General features: G+C 74.1%; 14 protein-coding genes. 2 read left to right on the top strand and 12 right to left on the bottom strand.

The genetic code is table 11. The annotated features are described in order from the left end of the window. Nucleotides 1-355: 355 nt before the first annotated feature. The 3 genes from H7H31_RS20885 to guaA all read right to left on the bottom strand — a co-directional run bounded on the left by H7H31_RS20885 (nucleotide 356) and on the right by guaA (nucleotide 3,636). Nucleotides 356-949, bottom strand: a complete 594-nt coding sequence (locus tag H7H31_RS20885; protein ID WP_187061774.1) for a DoxX family protein — start codon at nucleotides 947-949, stop codon at nucleotides 356-358. A 260-nt stretch (nucleotides 950-1,209) separates the two neighbouring features. After that, nucleotides 1,210-1,662, bottom strand: a complete 453-nt coding sequence (locus H7H31_RS20880) for a MarR family winged helix-turn-helix transcriptional regulator (protein ID WP_187061773.1) — start codon at nucleotides 1,660-1,662, stop codon at nucleotides 1,210-1,212. Between the two features lie 375 nt (nucleotides 1,663-2,037). Next, nucleotides 2,038-3,636, bottom strand: a complete 1,599-nt coding sequence (guaA, locus tag H7H31_RS20875; RefSeq protein ID WP_176162137.1) for a glutamine-hydrolyzing GMP synthase — start codon at nucleotides 3,634-3,636, stop codon at nucleotides 2,038-2,040. Between the two features lie 385 nt (nucleotides 3,637-4,021). On the opposite strand from guaA, the gene H7H31_RS20870 reads away from it, so the two are divergent. Further along, nucleotides 4,022-4,336, top strand: coding sequence for a chorismate mutase (locus tag H7H31_RS20870; protein WP_187059503.1), 315 nt, complete (start codon nucleotides 4,022-4,024; stop codon nucleotides 4,334-4,336). Between the two features lie 1,367 nt (nucleotides 4,337-5,703). Continuing rightward, nucleotides 5,704-6,846: an LAETG motif-containing sortase-dependent surface protein gene (locus tag H7H31_RS20865; RefSeq protein ID WP_187061730.1), complete on the top strand. Its 1,143-nt coding sequence runs from the start codon at nucleotides 5,704-5,706 to the stop codon at nucleotides 6,844-6,846. Nucleotides 6,847-6,990: 144 nt separating this feature from the next. On the opposite strand, the gene H7H31_RS20860 is transcribed toward H7H31_RS20865, so the two are convergent. The 9 genes from H7H31_RS20860 to H7H31_RS20820 form a co-directional block, all read right to left on the bottom strand. Continuing rightward, the gene (locus H7H31_RS20860) at nucleotides 6,991-8,784 is read right to left on the bottom strand and encodes a GMC family oxidoreductase (RefSeq protein WP_232110337.1); all 1,794 of its coding nucleotides are present in this window, start codon (nucleotides 8,782-8,784) and stop codon (nucleotides 6,991-6,993) included. Nucleotides 8,785-8,934: 150 nt separating this feature from the next. After that, on the bottom strand, nucleotides 8,935-10,572 hold the full coding sequence (locus H7H31_RS20855) for a succinic semialdehyde dehydrogenase (RefSeq protein ID WP_187061728.1): 1,638 nt from the start codon (nucleotides 10,570-10,572) through the stop codon (nucleotides 8,935-8,937). 302 nt (nucleotides 10,573-10,874) lie between these two features. Beyond that, nucleotides 10,875-12,794 (bottom strand): serine/threonine-protein kinase, encoded by a 1,920-nt coding sequence (locus H7H31_RS20850; RefSeq protein ID WP_187061727.1) that lies wholly within the window; start codon nucleotides 12,792-12,794, stop codon nucleotides 10,875-10,877. A 161-nt stretch (nucleotides 12,795-12,955) separates the two neighbouring features. Next, a complete protein-coding gene (locus tag H7H31_RS20845; protein ID WP_187061726.1) occupies nucleotides 12,956-13,177 on the bottom strand; it encodes a hypothetical protein in 222 nt (73 codons plus the stop codon). 17 nt (nucleotides 13,178-13,194) lie between these two features. After that, nucleotides 13,195-14,397, bottom strand: a complete 1,203-nt coding sequence (locus tag H7H31_RS20840) for a serine hydrolase domain-containing protein (protein ID WP_187061725.1) — start codon at nucleotides 14,395-14,397, stop codon at nucleotides 13,195-13,197. After that, the gene (locus H7H31_RS20835) at nucleotides 14,394-15,335 is read right to left on the bottom strand and encodes a DUF6895 family protein (protein ID WP_187061724.1); all 942 of its coding nucleotides are present in this window, start codon (nucleotides 15,333-15,335) and stop codon (nucleotides 14,394-14,396) included. The genes H7H31_RS20840 and H7H31_RS20835 overlap by 4 nt, the downstream gene beginning before the upstream one ends. Beyond that, a complete protein-coding gene (locus H7H31_RS20830) occupies nucleotides 15,332-16,288 on the bottom strand; it encodes a hypothetical protein (RefSeq protein WP_187117997.1) in 957 nt (318 codons plus the stop codon). Before H7H31_RS20830 ends, H7H31_RS20835 begins: the two co-directional genes overlap by 4 nt. Next, nucleotides 16,285-16,461: a hypothetical protein gene (locus tag H7H31_RS20825; protein WP_187060393.1), complete on the bottom strand. Its 177-nt coding sequence runs from the start codon at nucleotides 16,459-16,461 to the stop codon at nucleotides 16,285-16,287. Before H7H31_RS20825 ends, H7H31_RS20830 begins: the two co-directional genes overlap by 4 nt. Before the next feature lie 443 nt (nucleotides 16,462-16,904). Beyond that, the gene (locus H7H31_RS20820; RefSeq protein ID WP_187060392.1) at nucleotides 16,905-18,245 is read right to left on the bottom strand and encodes a M64 family metallopeptidase; all 1,341 of its coding nucleotides are present in this window, start codon (nucleotides 18,243-18,245) and stop codon (nucleotides 16,905-16,907) included. Nucleotides 18,246-18,416: the final 171 nt, after the last annotated feature.

The following is an 18,416-nucleotide window of genomic DNA, read 5'->3' as shown; positions in this document are numbered from 1 at the left end:
GCAGCACGTACCAGCGACATGCCTCAGCGGCAGAGACAGCGGCGGGACGCGGCGACCGCAACCCACCAGTGCACGAGCCGGCCACCGGGGCACGACCGGCACCGCGGCCGAGACCGCGACCGGGAGGACCGCGAGCGGGACACGACCGGGAGAACGGCACCAGACCACGGCCAGGAGGGCGGCGAGCGGACCGCGACCGGCACCGGACCGCAGCCAGGAGGAGAGCAAGCGGGCCTCGGCCGGAGGACGGTAAGCGGGCCCCAGCCGAAAGGACGGCAAGCGGACCAGGCTCGGAAGTACGGCGGACGAAGCTCGCCCGGAAGGCCGGGACGGGCGGCGCCCCCGGACGCGTCGCTCAGCCGAAGATGCGGCCACCACGACGCCCACGCCCGCGACCGCCACCGCGACGCCAGCGTCCACCCTCGCGACGCCAGTGGTTGCGGGCGAGCGCGGCGTCTACGGACAGGTACGGGGCGCCCGCCAGGACGAGCGGTAGCCAGGCCATCAGATAGGCCAGGTCGTTGCCGTAGTAGTACGGCTCCGTCGACCAGCTCACGGTCAGCCACAGACTCAGCGAGATCAGCGCCCCACCGAGCGCCGCCAGCCGGGCCAGCAGGCCGAACAGCGTGCCGAGGCCGACCGCGAGTTCGCCGCAGGCGATGGCGTAACCGAAGCCGGTGGGCGCCTTCAACGCCAGGTCGACCAGGTCGGGGAAGGCCGCCGACGGGCGCGCGAAGCGCATCGTCTCGCCGATCGAGTCCGGTCCGCTGTCGGACAGGAACGACGCGTCGGTCAGCTTGTCGAGGCCGGCGTAGACGAAGGTCACGCCCAGGAAGACGCGCAGCGGCAGCAGGGCGTACGGGGCGAGCGCGGAGCGCCAGCCGCGCCGTCGCCCGCCGGGCGGACCGCCGGTCGCGCCGCCGCCCGCCGTCCACCGTCCCTGGGTCATGGCCTCGCCTCTCGGTCGCCGGGCCCCCAGTGTCCCCGTGGGGCCGGCCGCGCGCCTGTGCTGGAGCCCCCTCCGGCACACCGGTCGCGGCCGGTTCGGAGCCGCACCCGCCCGGACCGGCCGGCCCCACTCAAGCGACCGGTCGGCCCTGCTCAAGCGACCGGCGGTCAGCCCAGACCAGCCCACGGTCAGCACCGGTCAATCCATGCCAGCCCCGGACAGGCCGTGCCAGGTCATGGCCAGGTCAGGGCCAGCGCTGGTCAGTCGAGGTCGCTGTGGCCGTCGAGGTTGTCCACGACCCGCCGCAGCAGGTTGATGAGCTGGACGTATTCGGCGTCCGAGAAGCCGGCGCGAATCCGGGCCAGCGTCTGTGGCACGCGTTCCCACAGCGTGGCGAACGCGGCGGACCCCTCCTCCGTCAGCCGCAGCCGCTGGTCCCGACCCTCGGCGAGCCAGCCGCGCCCGGTGAGGTCGTCGGCGACCGAGTCGGTGACGGACGAGTCCACGTGGTGCCGCAGCCCCGCGGGCAGCTCCGCCCGCGTCAGCCCGTCGTCGGAGCGGTTGATCAGGTTCAGCACCCACCACTGCGGCTGCCGGATGCCCATGGAGCCCAGGGTGTCGTTGATGCTGCCAACGACCAGTTCCTGGGCGACGCCGGTCCAGTAGCCGACCGGCTGCTGCAGCAGTTCCTCGTCCGAGTAGGTCTTGAGCACGGTCCCTCTCCTCACGGTCGGGGCCACCTCGCACGGACCGCCGCGAAGGCGGTCGCCCCGCGACAGCGGGTTCGGGAATGCGCGGTGACCTGCGCTGATGTACGCATCCGCGGAGCGGTGCGGCCTCCCGACAACGAGATCACCGTAAAAGTTGAACCATTATTCACGTCAACCGCTCGCGGCTGGCCCACCCCAGCCCCACCCGACCAACCCGCCCCCACGCACCACCACGACTTGCCCACCACCACGAAGACCTGCCCACCCCAGCCCGACCTGACCAACCCCACCCCCGTGCTCCACCACGAACGGCCGCGCCGCCCCCGGGAGATCGGGGGCGGCGCGGCCGTTACGCGGGGCGCGGTGAGGCGGGAGGGGTCACTCCCACTCGATGGTGCCGGGGGGCTTGCTGGTGATGTCCAGGACCACCCGGTTGACCTCGTCGACCTCGTTGGTGATGCGGGTGGAGATGCGCGAGAGCACGTCGTACGGGAGGCGCGACCAGTCGGCCGTCATCGCGTCCTCGGAGGAGACCGGGCGCAGCACGATCGGGTGGCCGTAGGTGCGGCCGTCGCCCTGCACGCCGACCGAGCGGACGTCGGCGAGCAGCACCACGGGGCACTGCCAGATGTCGCGGTCGAGGCCGGCCGCGGTCAGCTCCTCGCGGGCGATGGCGTCAGCCTCGCGGAGCAGGTCGAGCCGCTCCTTGGTGACCTCGCCGACGATGCGGATGCCGAGCCCGGGGCCTGGGAAGGGCTGCCGCTGGACGATCTCCTCAGGCAGGCCCAGTTCCTGGCCGACCATCCGGACCTCGTCCTTGAACAGCTTGCGCAGCGGCTCCACCAGCTCGAACTCGATGTCCTCGGGGAGGCCGCCGACGTTGTGGTGCGACTTGATGTTGGCGGTGCCGGTGCCGCCGCCGGACTCGACGACGTCGGGGTAGAGGGTGCCCTGGACGAGGAAGGCGACGTCCTCGCCGGCCTCGCCCGCCTCGGCGACCAGTTCGGCCTGGGCCTGCTCGAAGACCCGGATGAACTCCCGGCCGATGATCTTGCGCTTCTGCTCCGGGTCGGACACGCCGGCCAGCGCGGTCAGGAACCGCTCCTCGGCGTCGACCACCTTGAGCTGCACGCCGGTGGCGGCCACGAAGTCCTTCTCGACCTGCTCGGACTCGCCCTTGCGCATCAGGCCGTGGTCCACGTAGACGCAGGTGAGCTGCGAGCCGATGGCCTTCTGCACCAGGGCCGCGGCCACGGCCGAGTCCACGCCACCGGAGAGCCCGCAGATCGCGCGCTTGCTGCCGACCTGCTGACGGATGGCCGCGACGGCCTCCTCGACCACGTTGCTCGTGGTCCAGGTGGGCTCGATGCCGGCGCCGCGGTACAGGAAGTGCTCCAGGACCTGCTGGCCGTGCGTGGTGTGCATGACCTCGGGGTGGTACTGCACGCCGTAGAGCTTCTGCTCGTCGTTCTCGAAGGCGGCGACCGGGACCACGTCGGTGGAGGCGGTGACGGTGAAGCCCTCGGGCGCGGCGGAGCACGCGTCGCCGTGCGACATCCACACGGTCTGCTGGTCCGGGGTGCCCTCGAAGAGCGTGGAGCCGGACTTGGCGACCGCCAGCGGCGTCCGCCCGTACTCCCTGGCGCCGTTGTCGTCGACGGTGCCGCCCAGCGACTCGGCCATCAACTGGAACCCGTAGCACATGCCGAAGACGGGGACCCCGGCCTCGAACAGGGCGCGGTCGACGCGCGGCGCGCCCTCCTCGTACACCGACGAGGGGCCGCCGGAGAGGATTATCGCCCGCGGGTTCTTGGCGAGCATCTCGGCCACCGGCATGGTGGACGGCACGATCTCGCTGTACACCCGCGCCTCGCGCACGCGACGGGCGATGAGCTGTGCGTACTGCGCGCCGAAGTCGACGACGAGGACGGGGTCCGGCTCGTGCGCTTCGGTGGCGGAGGGAGTCGCTGATGGCACTGGGGCGGCCTTCCGGCGGTGGTACGGGGGGTTGGACTTTCCATCCTAACGGGCCCATACTCTGCTCCATGTCCAAGCACATGACCTTCGTCTTTACCTATGGCACCGGCCCGTCCGGCTGCCATGGTCGTGCTGCTTGATCACTTAAGCGACTTCCCAGGCGCCCCGGGCCAGCCAAGGCCCGGGGCGTCCTGCGTTGTGCCGGGTCTGTGGTCGGCCCCGGGGACCGGTGAACCCCCCGGACCAGGAGAGACCCATGAGCACCGCCAACACCGCGACCCCCGCCCCCCTCGCCCCCTCGGCCACCCCGCCCGCCGATCCGGCCCGCCCCGCCGCCACGACCGACCCCGCCGCTACCGGCACGCCCCGGTCCTCGGCGACCGCCATCGCCGAGCCCGCCGCCCCGCGGCCCGCCCGGCCCACGGACGCCGAGGCCACCGGGGCCCGTACTGACGCCGCGGCGGGCGCCATCCACGACGCCCGGCAGCGCATCGACGACCTCGACGGCCGGATCATCGGCCTCGTCCAGGAGCGCGCCGCCGTCTCTGCCGCGATCCAGCGCGAGCGGATCGCGTCGGGCGGGCGCCGCGTGAACCTCGCCCGCGAGCTGGAGATCCTCAACCACTACCGCGACCAGCTCGGCAAGCCCGGCACGGCCCTGGCCATGACCCTCCTCGAACTGTGCCGGGGCCGCGCCTGAGCGGATCACGGCCGGAGCCGTCGACGCCCAAGCCCGAGGACCGACCCGACCCAGCCGGCCGGGTCGGGCTGCGGGGCGTAACGCGGGCGGCAGATGGCTGGCGCGGGCGGGCGCGGCGTACGGGGCGTACGGAGCGGGGCGCGGACGGGGCGGCCGGGCGGGGGTGGGGGCGTACGCCAATGCCCCGGCGGGCCGGTACGGCGCGCTCGGGTTCCGGTCGTACGCCGGAGCGCCGGCGGGGGCGCGGTGGGGTGGGCCGAGTGTCGGGAAGGGCATGCGGCGGGCGATTTGCGGCGTGTGCGGAATCGTTTAGTCGCCCGGCACGTCGAGCCGTCACCCGTACGGCGCGTGACCGGCTCGCGCGGCCTGTCGTTGGGCCACGTGTCCGCGCCAGCCAGGAGCGGCCCCATTCCACGCGTGGCTTCCGTACCTGTTCATCGGGCGCCCAGCAGCGGCAGGACGGATACCCGAAGCGATGAGACGCGCTCCCCGTGGTGACGCAAGCGGAGCGCGTCGTGGGACCTCGCTTCGGTCAGGCGACCGGACGGCAGGGGACAGCAGCCCGGTCGCCACACCATCGGTCGGTCCCGGGGACGCCTGGGGCCGACCGCATCCGGTCGAAACGGTTGCGCCGGATGTGGCATATCCACCACGATGCAGAGCGAGGCCCCCCGCACCGCACCACCCTCCTTCCGGGTGGCGCTCCCGCCGTCGACGGCCCGACCAGCCGCGATGGGCAGACCCGCGACCGGTGCGCGCGGGCCGCGACACCGAGACCCTCCCGGCCAGCGGCGCGACCCCCCGGCGCCGCCTCTCAGCACCGGCGCTGCCCTGACGCCGATGCTGACCGCCGAGAGCCCCGTGGACGCCATCCCCCCGCGGCGCCCGCGGGGCTCTCGCACATCGGCGCCCGCCCGCACCTCCCCCGGCCCGGGCGGGCGCCCCCAACCCCCCGTAGGGCAGAGGCAGTTGACCTCACCGGGTCACCCACGGCACCGCCGGAGGCCACACCCGGAGCCCGTGGCCGCACCCCGAGCCCGCGCCCCGGAGCCGTGCTCCAAGCCGTACGCCAGCCACCCGCCAGCCCTACGCCAGCCGTACGCCGCCGAGCGGAGGGCGGCGCTCCGTCACACCGGGGGCCGCCGGGCCGGGCCGGGCCCGCGAGCGGATTCCGCAGGTCACCGCGGACGGATCAGGGCACACGTGAGCTAGATCACCGCGAGTTGTGATCATTCTGTGTGCAACCTTTGGCCAGGGCTGCTGGTCATGTACGTGCAAACGCACGGCCATGACGCGCCCCGCCGCGACGGCCGACCCCGCGGACGCCGCTCCCCTTGGCGGCTCCTTTGGACCCAGAAGAGGTCTTCATGAAGCTTCGCCGCACCCTCACGGCCGCCGCGGCCACGGCGGCCCTCCTGCCCGCGACGCTGCTCGCCGCGCCCGGTGCGTACGCCGAGGAGCCGACACCGACGCAGACGCCGACGGGTACGCCGGACCCGACCCCGACGGGCGAGCCCACCGGGAACCCCACCGGCACGCCGACGGGCACACCGACCGGGAACCCGACCGGCAACCCCACGGGCACGCCGACCGGCACCCCCACCGGGAACCCGACGGGCAACCCGACCGGGAACCCGACGGGCAACCCGACCGGGACCCCCACCGGCAACCCGACCGGCGAGCCCACGGGCAAGCCGACCGGGAAGCCCACGGGCGAGCCCACCGGGAAGCCGACCAGCACCCCCACCGACGGGCCGAGCCCGACGCCCACCGACTCCGAGCCGCCCGCGCCCTGCGAGGACAGCGACGAGTACGCCGAGGACCCCGACCTGAGCACCACGCTCGTCGGGCTGCCGTCCAAGGTCGTGGCCGGCAGCGGCTATCACGGCTTCACGTTCCGCGTGAAGAACACCTCGGACCGCTCCTACCAGCGCGTTGACCTCGGCATCCTGGCGGGCACCGCGCACGCCGAGCACCCGGAGGGCACCGGCAAGTACCTGACCCTCCAGTTCAAGAACCCCGACACCGGGGCCTGGGAGAGCATCTCCACCGACCAGGAAGACGACGCCCACGGCTACGTCGGCTACACCTCGGTACGGGCACACGAGACGATCCGCCTCGACCTGCGGCTGAGCGTCGCCAAGGGCGCCCCCGACGGCTTCGGGTACGCCATCTCCATCGGCGCCTTCGCCGACGAGGAGGGCAACTGCGTCTACTCCAGCGGTGACTACTACGACTTCGAGGTCGTGAAGTCGGCCGCGCAGCTCCCGGGCGGCGACGAGTCCCAGGTGCCGGACGCCAAGCCGCAGGGTGGCAAGAAGCCGCTGCCGGCGCCGATCCAGAAGCGGCCCGTCGGCAACAGGGCGATCCACCCGACCGGTGAACTCGCCAACACCGGTTCGGACTCGAACCTGCCGACGATCGCGATGATCGGCGGCGTGGCGATGGTCGCCGGCGCCGGAGCCATCCTCGTCGTGCGCCGCCGCAAGGCCGGGGCGACGCCCGCGTAACGCGGACTCACCGGGTACCACCGGCCGCGCCGCCGGAGCGAGAGCGGCGGGCGGCCGAGCGGGGGCCGGGTCGGCTGGACCACCAACCAGCCGACCCGGCCCCCGCGCCTTGGGCCCCGGCGTGGGGCGCGACCCGGCGCGCGGTTACGCCTCGGCCATGGGTTCCGGCGCCCCGTCCGGGACGGCCCGCGGCGGGATGGTCGGCATCGGCAGGAACGGCAGGTTCAGGGCGCCGAACGCGCCCTCGGGGACCGCGGGTCGACGCGGGGCCACGGGCGCGAGGCGCCGGTAGGGCTCGCCCTGCGCGGGGCGCGGGTCGGGCTCGCCTTTGTTGGGCCACAGCGACATCGCCCGCTCGGCCTGCGCCGTGATGGTCAGCGACGGGTTGACGCCCAGGTTGGCGGTGATGGCCGCGCCGTCCACGACGTGGATGCCGGGGTGGCCGAAGAGCCGGTGGTACGGGTCGATCACGCCGTGCTCGGCGCTGGCGCCGATCGGGCAGCCGCCGAGGAAGTGCGCCGTGAGCGGGGTGCCCATCAGCTCACCGACGTTGGTGCCGGCGAAGCCGTTGATGGACTCCGCGACCAGGCGTGCCGCCTCCTCGCCCTCCGGGATGCGGTCCGGGTTGGGCGCGCCGTGCCCCTGCCGCGCGGTGAGCAGGCCCTTGCCGAGGCCCTTGGCCTTGCGGTAGGTGGTCAGCGAGTTGTCGTGGGTCTGCATGACCAGGCCGATGATGGTCTTCTCGGACCAGCGCCAGTTGGACAGCGCGCGCCCGGCGAGCACCGGGTGGCGCAGGTTGGTCGCGAGGAAGCTGATCCAGTTGGGCACCCGCTCGCGGTGGGTGAACTGGAGGATGGACAGCGAGCCCATCGCGTTGGAGCCCTTGCCGTAGCGCACCGGCTCGATGTGCGTGGTGGCGTTGGGGTGGATGGACGAGGTGATGGCCACGCCCTTGGTGAAGTCGGCCCGCCGCTCGCCGCTGATCTTCCGGTAGCGCCGGTCGGTGGTCTGCGAGCCGAGGATGGCCTCGGAGTTGGTGCGGGTCAGCGAGCCGAGCCGGGGCGAGAGGCGCGGCAACTCGCCCCGGTCGCGCATCGCGTGCAGCAGGGTCTGGCTGCCGTACGTGCCGGCGGCGACCACCACCTGGCGGGCGCGCAGCGTCCTGGGGCGGGCGCCGCGGCGCCGGTCGGTGGGGACGGTGGCGACCCGGTAGCCGCCGCCCGGGTGTTCGCCCAGGCCCACGACGGTGGTCATGGGGTGGATGGTGGCCCCGGCGCGCTCGGCGAGGTGGAGGTAGTTCTCGTTCAGGGTGTTCTTGGCGCCGTGCCGGCAGCCGGTCATGCACTCGCCGCACTCGGTGCAGGCCCGCCGCGCGGGCCCGACGCCGCCGAAGTACGGGTCGGGCACGGTCTCGCCGGGCGCGGCCCGTACCCCCTCCCCGGAGTCCTCCGGCGCGGCGTCGTCGCCGTCGCCGAAGAAGACGCCGACCGGGGCCATGTGGAAGGTGTCCCCCACGCCCATCTTCTCGGCCGCGTCCCTGAGATGGACGTCGGAGGGGGTCAGCGTCTTGTTCAGGCGTACCCCGAGCATGCGCCTGGCCTGGTCGTAGTACGGGCGCAACTCCTCCTGCCAGTCGGTGATGTGGCCCCACTGCGCGTCCTGGAAGAAGGCGGGCGGCGGCACGTACAGCGTGTTGGCGTAGTTGAGCGAGCCGCCGCCGACGCCGGCGCCGGCCAGCACCATGACCTTGCCCAGGACGTGGATGCGCTGGATGCCGTAGAGGCCGAGGGCGGGCGCCCACAGGTAGTTGCGCACGTCCCAGGAGTTCTTCGGGAGTTCGGCGCGGGTGAAGCGGCGGCCGGCCTCCAGGACGCCGACCCGGTAGCCCTTCTCGCTCAGCCGCAGCGCGCTGACCGAGCCGCCGAAGCCGGAGCCGATGACGAGGACGTCGTAGTCGTACGCGGCGTCGTCGTGCTCGGAGGTGGGGTGGGCGGCGGGGCCGGGCGAGGCGTGGGCGGAACCGGGGGCGGAGCCGTTGTGGACAGAGTTGTCCCGTGACACTGGGGTACCTCCGTAGGAACGGGCGGCTCAGCGGAGCCGGAGGGCCTTCATGGCGCGCAGGCCGCGGGTCATGAGCTGGGCGTACTGCTCGTGCGAGAGGCCGAAGGAGGGGGCGAGTGGGACCAGCCGCTGCTGGGCGACGGTCTGCGCCTCGGTGTACTTGAGGATGCCCTCGCTGCCGTGCCGGCGCCCGAGCCCGGAGTCGCCCATGCCGCCCATCGGCGCCTGGGCACTGCCGTAGGCGGCGGCGTAGCTCTCGTTGACGTTGACGGTGCCGGCGCGCAGCCTGGCGGCGACGGCCCGGCCGCGGGCCCCGTCACGCGTCCAGACGCTGGCGTTGAGGCCGTACGGGGTGGCGTTGGCCCGCGCGATGGCGTCGTCCTCGTCGGTGAACCGGTAGATCGACACGACTGGCCCGAAGGTCTCCTCCTCGCAGACGGCCATCGCGGGCCGCACGCCGTCCAGGATGGTCGGCTCGTAGAAGTACGGGCCGATGTCGGGCCGCGCCCGCCCGCCCGTGACGACCTTGGCGCCCCGCTCGACGGCCTCGTCCACGTGCCGTCGTACGGTGGCCAGTTGGCGTTCGGAGACCAGCGAGCCCATGTCGGCGCCGTAGGCGAGGTCGCCGCCGAGCCGCATGGCGCGGGTGCGGGCCGCGAAGCGCTCCACGAACGCGTCGGCGACCGACTCGTGCACGAACAGCCGCTCGATGGAGATGCAGAGCTGGCCGGCCGACGAGAACGAGCCGCGCACCGCGCCGGCGGCGGCCTTGTCGAGGTCGGCGTCGCGCAGCACGAGCATGGCGTTCTTGCCGCCGAGTTCGAGCGAGCAGCCCACCAGGCGGGCCGCCGCGCCCTGGGCGACCTCGCGGCCGGTGCGGGTGGAGCCGGTGAAGGAGACGAAGTCGGCGTGTTGGACGACGGCGGGCCCGATCACCGGCCCGTCGCCGAGCACCACCTGCCACACGCCCGCCGGCAGCCCGGCCTCGATCAGCAGCTCGCGCGCCCACAGCGCGGTCAGCGCGGTCTCCGTGTCCGGCTTCATCACCACGGCGTTGCCCGCGACCAGGGCGGGCAACGCGTCGCCGACCGACAGCTCGAAGGGGTAGTTCCACGGCGAGATCTGGCCGACGACGCCGCGCGGCTGGCGCAGCTCGGTGACCCTGGTGAGGGTCGGCGTCACGCCGGTGTGCCGCTTGGGGGCGAGGTAGCTGGGCGCCTTGCGGCCGTAGTGCCGGGCCGCGACGCTGACGGCCTGCACCTCCTCGTGCGCGTGCAGCCGGGCCTTGCCAGTCTCCGCCTGGATGAGGTCGAGCACCTCGGCCTGGCGGCGCAGCACCAGGTCGTGGAAGCGCAGCAGGACGGCGGCCCGCTGGCGCACCGGGGTCCGCGCCCACAGGTACTGCGCCTGGCGGGCCCGCTCGAAGGCGGTGGCCACGTCGTCGGGCGTGGACTCGGGCAGGTCGGCGAGCTTGGCGCCGGTGGCGGGCGCGTGGTTGCGGGTCTTGCCGCTGCCGACGACGTCCCGGGTGAGCCGGGCCACGAGCTCGGGGGTCACCACGTCGGCCGCCGTACGGGTGCCCGCCGGGGCGGCGAAGACCGGGTTGTCCGTGACGGCGGGGAGCGTGCTGACAGTGGCCTGCGTGGTGCCCTTCGAGTCCGTCATGCGGGTGAGCGTATTCCCGCCGGAGCCGTTTGGGTACCCGACGGTAACCCCTTTTCGCCGCAGGGACACGGCCGCGCTCCCCGCCCGCTTCACCGCGCCAGTAAACGCTGGCGACATCTGCCCTGGTCAGGGGCGTTGCACCCGGCGGCGGGACGGTCGCGTCGGGTCGGCGACCGGTTTCGGCACCAGCCGCGAACCCGACCGCCGCATCCCGCCCCGGGGCCGCCGCGTCCCGCGCCCGGGACCACGGCGTGCGCGGACCGGGCACCTCCGCGCCCGCTCCCGCGCGTCGCCCGTGCCGGCTACAGGTCCTTGATCCGCAGGTGCTTGACCAGGTCCTTGAAGAGTCGCTCGCCCTCGGCGCGCGGCTTGCCCTTGGCGGGCATCTCCACGACGAGCTGCCACTGCACCTTGGAGTCGTTCATGTAGTGGAACTCGCGGCGGCGCAGGTCCTCCGGGCTGTCGGAGTCGTTGGTGGTGTACGTGGCGGTCAGCTCCGCGGCCTTCTTGCCGTGGTACGTCGTCGCCCGCACCGAACCCTCCACGGAGTCCTCGGTCCAGCCGTACTCGTAGTAGTCCTCCTGGTAGTCGTCCAGGTAGGAGTTGGCCTCCTGGAGCGCGCTGGGCGTGTCGGACTCGTCGGTGACCGGGTCCCGGTTCAGGGTGATCGTGAAGACCTTGCCCGGGTCGAGCAGCGTGATCTCGTCGTCGTCCTCGCTGAGCGTGTAGTCCTCGGGCGCGGCGAGTTCGGCCCGTACGCGCTGCTCGGCGTCGACCGTCTTCCAGCCGGCCGGCGCGTCGTCGCCGCTGCCGCCGAACGGGTTGACCACCACCATGACCACCGCGACCGCGACCGCGACCGCCAACACCCCGCCACTGAGACCGAGTTGAGCCTTGCGGCCACGCAGCCGACCGGGGAGCCGGGACGTGCCGGCGGCCGGCGAGCCGGCGCCGGCAGCGGCGGCGATCATCGTCGGGAGCTGTGGCGCCGGGCGGGCCACCGACTCCAGCACCTGCCGGGCCTCGGCCGCCGTGGGCCGCGCCGCCGGCTCCTTGCGCAGCAACTGCATGATCAGGGTGCCCAGCGCGCCGGAGCCACGGGCGGGCGTCTGCGGCTCGGCCGACAGGACCGCCTGCAGGGTGGCCGGGTGGTTGGTGCGGCGGAACGGGGACATGCCCTCGACCGCCGCGTACAGCACGACGCCCAGCGACCACAGGTCGGACTCGGGCCCCGGCCGCTGGCCGAGCACCCGCTCGGGGGCGATGAACTCGGGCGAGCCGATGAACGCGCCGGTCTCGGTGAGCCCCTGCTCGCCCTCGACCTGGGCGATGCCGAAGTCGGTCAGCACCACCCGGCCACCGCCGGGCCCCTCACCCTGGCCCGCGCCGAGGCGGCCGAGGAGCACGTTGTCGGGCTTGACGTCGCGGTGCAGCACGCCCGCCTCGTGCGCGGCGGCCAGCGCGCCGAGCACCTCGACGCCGATCCGGGCCGCCTCGCGCGGGTCGAGGGTGCCGTCGGCGAGCACGTCGCCCAGCGACCGGCCGCGCACCAGCTCCATCACGATCCACGGGCGGCCGTCCTCGACCACGACGTCGTGCACGGTGACCACCGCCGGGTGGTCGATCCGGGCGGCGGCGCGCGCCTCGCGCTGCATCCGCTGGTAGACGGTCTGCCGCTCGCGCTCGGGCAGGCTGTCGGGGACGCGCGGCTCCTTGACGGCGACGTCGCGGTCCACGATCTGGTCGTGCGCCTTCCACACGGTGCCCATGCCGCCGTGCCCGAGCCGGGACACCAGCCGGTAGCGACCGCCGATCAGCCGGCCCGCGTCCGGATCGGCCGCCGCGGCCCAGGCCGCGTCCGCCCCGGCGGTGGTCGGCGAGCCGCCGCCCGCCGCGCCGGCGGGCCCGGCGAACTGGGTCGGCTCGTACGCCCGCTGCCCCGCCGACGGCTGGTACGGATCGCGCGGCTGGCCCTGCCCCTGGTGCTGGTCCTGTCCCCGGTGCTGGTCCTGCCGCTGCCCGGCGCCCGGTCCGTACGCCGGCTGGCCCTGGCCGTAGGGCCGCGCCGGGTCCTGCTCGTGTGGCGGGTGCTGGCCCTGGCTCGCGACCGCCCCGGCACCCTGCCCGGGGGCCGACTCCGGGGCGACCGGAGGCTGCGCGCCGCGCGGTGGCTGGAGCCCGTAACTCGTGGGCTCGTTCGCCCGTCCCCCATGGTTATTCATGGGTTAATCATTACCTCGCGCCAGTGGCGCGTTTCCACCGACCTCGGGCGGGCGCGGCCGATGGTGACCAAGCCGTTGCCCCCCGCGTCAGTTACCGCCACCGGGGCGATCGAAGGTATCCACAGCGGTAGCGAAATGTCGCCTACCTTCGCCTTTTTCCGCTACGGGGGCCGATACCCACACGTCGCACATCCGGCCCCCTCGTTCCCACTGAGGTCGTACGTCCGCCGGGCCCCGCCGTCGTCCTGCGCCCCGTTCCAGGTGAACTCCCCCAGCGCGGGGTGCTTGGGCTGGGCCACGGCGCGTGCCTCGCGGAGCGTGCGCTCGCGCCGCACCTGGGCGTCGAGCGCGGACAGGCCCTCGTCCCGATGCAGTTCCTCCACCGCGAGGGGGCGCGCCGCTACGCGCCCTCCACACACCCCGTCGCCAACCCCCGCAACGCGCTGTACGCCTGCTGGATGAAGGCCCCGTTCGAGGCCGGCGCCCGGTTGGCCAGGGCGACCAGCGAGACGCCCGCCTGGGGGCTGAAGCCGGCGAACGCCGTGAAGCCCCGGGTGCCGCCCGAGTGGTGGTAGAGGTCGAAACCGGGGCGCGGGCGGATGTTCCAGACCAGCGCCAGCCGGGCGGTGCCGCGCGGCACCACGAGCCGGGGCCGGGTCACGTCCGCGAGGGCCTCGGTCAGCCGCGCCGGCGCGGTGCCCGGAGCCGTGCTCGGGTCGGCGAGCGCGTCGAGCAGGTCGAGCAGGTCGCGGGTGCTGGACCGCACGGCCCCCGCCCCGGGCAGCCCGGGGATCTCCCACGGGGGGCGGGCCCTGCCGTGCCAGTAGCCGGTGGCCTGCGGAAGCTCGGGCGTGCACGTCGTGCGGCGCAGGCCGAGCGGGCGCAGCACCCGGGCGGCTAGGAGTTCCCCGTAGTCGCCGTACGCGCCGCGCCCCGGCGACGCGGCCCGGGCCAGCAGGTGGCCGAGGAGCCCGACGCCGAAGTTGGAGTAGCGGAACCGGTGGCCGGGGCGGGTCCGGGTGCGGGTGTGGCCGAGGGCGGCGAGCAGGTCCTCGGTGCGGAAGGTGGCGTACGGGTTGGTGAACCACTCCGGGGCGGCGCGGGTGAGGAAGCCGGGGGGCAGCCGGGGCAGCCCGGAGGTGTGGGTGGCCAGGTGCAGCAGCGTGATCGGGCCGCCGGGCACCCGGGGGGCCGCGACGCGCGGCAGGAAGCGGGTGATCGGGTCCTCGTACCGCACCTCGCCGCGCGCCACCGACTCGGCCAGCAGCAGCGCGGTGAACGTCTTGGTCAGCGAGCCGACTTCGAAGCGCGTGTCGGCGTCCACGGGGCGGCCCTCGCCCCAGGCGGTGCGCCCGTCGGCGAGGAAGACCCGGTCCGTGCCGCGCCGGGCGGCGACCGCGACGCCGCTGGCGCCGGGCGCCGCGCGCAACAGCGGCACCAGCGCCTCGGTGGCCCACGCCGGCTCGGCCCCGATCGGCGCCGGCCGCGCGCCCCCGCGCGCTCCCCGGCCGGCACGCCGGCCCCCGTCCGCCTGGCCCGCGCCCGTCTGCCCCGTGTCCGCCCGGCCGGCGACCGCCGACTCCGCGTCCTTCCGGCCGCTCACCGGTCCGCCGGCGCGTGCTGGCCGCCGCCGAGCGTGCGGGAGACCGCGAGGGTGCCCGCGACGGCGGCGACCACGGCGGTGTGCTGGTGGTGCTCGAAGCGCTCGTCGGGGTCGTCGGAGACCGGATCGCCGTCGCGCGGCATCAGGCCGTCCGCGTGCTGCACCCGGGCCAGCAACTCCCAGTCGGCCGCGTCGCAGTAGGGGCGCTCCAGGCAGCACCCGACGATCATCAACTCGGCGACCAGGTCCCACTGTTCGATCTCGGCCCAGATGTCGATCCACACCGGCAGCCAGGTCGAGACGTACTCGGTCAGCTCGTGCGAGAGCCCGTTGGGGCGGGCGCCCCAGTCGGTGAGGTGGAAGACCGCGTGGGTCAGCGAGTAGCCGGTCATCCAGTCGATGAGCCAGGGCTCGGGGGTGCCGCCGAGCCAGGTGGCGCGGGCGAGTTCGTCCCAGTCGTAGGCGTGCGGCTCCGCGTCGAGGCCGACGACGCGGGTGGCGTTGGCGACCGCGAGCTTGCGGTTGGGCACCTGCTCGACGCCGCGCACCGTGCGCAGTCGCGTGGTGTGCGCGAGCAGCCGCTCCAGCGGCTCGTGCCGGTAGCCGACCCGGGTGAAGTGGGAGTACGTCTCCAGCGGGTCGCTCATCATCGGGTAGCGCAGCAGCCGCTCGTAGAGCATGGCGCCCTCGCCGAACTGCCGCCAGCAGTAGTCGATCAGCTCGCGGGCGACGCGCAGTTCGGTGGTGCCGGTCGCGGCCTCGCGCAGGACGAGCGTGCCCGCCAGGGCGGTCTCACCCAGCGGCTTGTACACGCTGTTCGGGTCGCCGAGGTCGGCCGTGGTGTCGTCGGGCAGCGCTCCGCGCTGGTGGTGGGTGTGCAGCCAGGCCAGCGCCTTGGAGCTGACCTGGTGGGCGGTCTGGGTGACGGACGCCGTCATGCGGAGGGCTCCAGTGCGAGCAGTCGGCGGGCGATGGCCAGGTCGAGGGCGATCCGGGGGCCGCCACCACCGAGCAGTTCCAGGTGCTCGATCAGCGGGGGCAGCTCCAGCGGCAGCGGCACCCCGTCGGACCCGAGGAACGCGAGCCAGCGCACGATGCGCGCGGCGGTGGGGTGGTCGCGGCGGAGCAGGGCGCGGCTGGCGCCACGGGCCAGGGCCAGCGGGGCGCCGCGCGCCGCGCGGTGCACGGGTCCGTCGAGACCGGGCAGGGCTAGCGGCGAGAGCTGCCCCATCCGCACCGACCAGCGCTGCCAGTCCAGGCCCGCGGCCTCGGCGGCGGACGCGGGGGCGTCGGCCGCGTACCCGGCGTCGGTGGCGTGCAGTCGGTCGGCGGCGTACGACCCTTCGGGTACGCGGACCGCCTCGCGCGCGCGGGGGCCGCCCGCGCCGTACGCGGCCCGCAGCCGGTCGTCGGCCAGCAGCGGCGCGCCCTGCGGCTGCGGCGCCCGCACCCCGGTCACCTCGGCGGTGTCGATGCCGGTCAGCTCCGCCAGGCCGGCCGCGGCGGAGCCGGCCGGCGCGGGCCCCTCGGGCGCGGTGAACCGGCCGAGCAACTCGGCCATCGCCCAGTCGCGCCAGGCCACGACCCAGGGTTCGGCGGGACCCGCCGGGGGTGGGGTGGGGGAGGTGACGGGGGGCGGGAAGATCGTGAAGGAGGTGGCGAAGGCCGCCGCGTCCTGGGGGTGGAAGACGCTGTCGCCCAACAGGAACGGGGCGAAGGTGTCCGCTCCCACGACCCGCAGGGCGGCCAGCGCGGCCTTGGGGTCGTCCGCGCGCTCCACATGTTCGGCGACCAGGGCCGTGCCCCCGGCGCCCTTGAGGGCGCCGAGGACACGACGAGCCAGGTCGGCCGCCGATTCGGCGTAGGCCGTCTGCGACCGATCAGGGCTCACTTGTCCTTCGGCTCCTTCGGCGACAGGAGCAGCAGGAGCAGCAGCACACCCGCGGCCTGCGGCGTGTACATCGGGGCGTCGCTCAGCGGCGCCTCGGGCTCGGTCATCAGGTGACCGACGGCCGCTTGGTCGGTGGGTGTGGCGAGTAGGGATGCGGTGTGCTGAGCAAGCATCGATGCCTCCTCAATAGACGTGGCCATCGCTGTCGATGGCTGTTCACGATGTCCTAATTTACACCTATTCATCCTTTTCTGTAGAGCCGCACGATCGACCCCCGCGCACCGGGCGTGCACCCATACCGTCGGATCGACGCAGAACCAGCCGGAGGAGATGAGCCGTCAATTGCTGACGCTTAAATAGAACGCCGTAAGAAATAGGCCGTACGAAAGGGATCCGACCGAACGCACGGACCGTGCCGCCGGCAGCCCGACCGGCCCTCACCGACCCCCTGCCCTACCCGCACCCCGACACGCCAGCGGCGGCCGGCACCGCCGGGCTCCCACCCGACGCACACCGACCGCCGCCGCACCTACCTCAACTCATCCAGCCAGTCGCCCACTTGACGCCACGTACGACAACCTGCGGCGAGGGGGCGATCACCGCCCCGGGGCGCGGATCAGCCGCGCACGCGCCAACTGCGGCTGTCCGTCAGGAGCTTGCGCAGCTCCGGGTCGCGCACCGCGGCCGTGCCGTCGGTGGCCCGCACCGTGATCCGCTGGCCGTGGCCGCCCGGCCGGACGCCGAGCGAGGCGGGCGTGACCGTCTGCTTGTCGCGCGCCCGGCGCACCTCGTGCCCGTCCACGTACCAGCGCACCGACGCCGACGCCGGCACCCGCACGCCCACCCGCTGGCCACGGGTCAGCGGCCGGTCCGTGGGGACGTCGCTGGCCAGCACGCTCGCGTGGCGGTAGAAGCCCGCGATCATCGCCTCGCGCCCGGGCAGGTTGAACGCGCGGCCGAGGGTGCGCATGATCGAGTTCTCGGTGGGGCGGTTCAGGCCGCGCGGGTAGTAGCCGCCGCCCTCGTACGCGCCGACCACGCCGCCGTCCGGGGACTGCTGGCCCAGCCAGCGGTACCACTTGGTGCGCTGCGCGGCCATGGCGGACGCGCTGAGCGTGCTGATGTTGGCGTCGGTCGGCTCGGGGCCCGGGTAGGTGCCGTACTCGTCGTAGACGTACTCGTCGGCGAGCTTGCCCAGCGAGTGGCCCGTCTCGTGCACGGCGACCTGCGCGGAGTCGGGGTGGTCGGAGGAGACGGTGGCGATGCCGTCGTAACCGGGCCCCGACGACACGTCGTTGTAGCCGGCGCCGCCGTACTTGGTGGCGTTGCTGACGACGATGACCAGGTCGGCGGCGGGCGCCTTGGCGGCGTACGACTCGACCTTGTCCGTGTCCACGCACAGCAGCCGCTCCAGGCCGTCGCACCAGAAGTACGAGCCGAGCGCGGTGTCCTTGACGACGGACTGCGTGGGGTCGCCGGAGACGCCGGAGTCGTTCGAGACGGCGTCCACGGCCCACACGTTGAACAGCCCCCGGTACGCGTCGTACGGGGCGACCGCCGAGACCTGCTGCCACTTGGCGCGGGCGTCGGCGTGGAAGTCCGCCTGCTCGGCCGCGGTGTAGCCGTCGCCGACGACGACCACGTCGAGCTTGTCGGCGGTCGACCCGTTCTCCACGATCGGCGTGACGTCGCCGTCCCCGGCGCGTTCCGCCACGGCCAGCGGCTGTTGGGCGCGGGCGATGCGCTCGGGCGGCTCGGCCGAGACCCGCACGTGCCGGCCGTGGCCGCCAGGTCCGGAGAAGTACTCGACCTCGTGCGTCCGCTCGCCGCCCGCGGCCCCCGGCCGCTGGCCCGCCGCGCCGCCGGCCGCGCTCGCGGTGCCGGTCAGCACCGCGACGGCGGTGACCCCCGCGGCTATCGCGGTGGTGCGGATGCGGGCTCGTGCGCGTCTGGGCATGGCAACTCTCCCGGGGGCCGGTTACGTAAGTGGCTGATTAAGCCGAGTTAAGTTGCCGCTCAACGTAGGGGCGCGGGCGGCCCCGGGCAATGGGTCGGACGCGGGTTCGTGCGAAGAAGCGGGTGGACGAGGCGTACGAAACGGGGCCGGGACGCACGAAACGGGGCGGGC

This window comes from Streptomyces buecherae (assembly GCF_014295035.1).
Lineage (GTDB): Bacteria > Actinomycetota > Actinomycetes > Streptomycetales > Streptomycetaceae > Streptomyces > Streptomyces youssoufiensis.
Note: the sequence above shows the minus strand (reverse complement) of the source record. Positions and strands in the feature narration are given on the sequence as shown.

Bases quoted from the DNA above. Each gene is read 5' to 3' on its own strand.
- H7H31_RS20835 (WP_187061724.1), bottom strand. From the start codon at position 15,335: ATGACGGCGTCCGTCACCCAGACCGCCCACCAGGTCAGCTCCAAGGCG.
- H7H31_RS20820 (WP_187060392.1), bottom strand. From the start codon at position 18,245: ATGCCCAGACGCGCACGAGCCCGCATCCGCACCACCGCGATAGCCGCG.
- H7H31_RS20865 (WP_187061730.1), top strand. From the start codon at position 5,704: ATGAAGCTTCGCCGCACCCTCACGGCCGCCGCGGCCACGGCGGCCCTC.
- H7H31_RS20885 (WP_187061774.1), bottom strand. From the start codon at position 949: ATGACCCAGGGACGGTGGACGGCGGGCGGCGGCGCGACCGGCGGTCCG.
- H7H31_RS20855 (WP_187061728.1), bottom strand. From the start codon at position 10,572: ATGACGGACTCGAAGGGCACCACGCAGGCCACTGTCAGCACGCTCCCC.
- H7H31_RS20850 (WP_187061727.1), bottom strand. From the start codon at position 12,794: ATGAATAACCATGGGGGACGGGCGAACGAGCCCACGAGTTACGGGCTC.
- H7H31_RS20825 (WP_187060393.1), bottom strand. From the start codon at position 16,461: ATGCTTGCTCAGCACACCGCATCCCTACTCGCCACACCCACCGACCAA.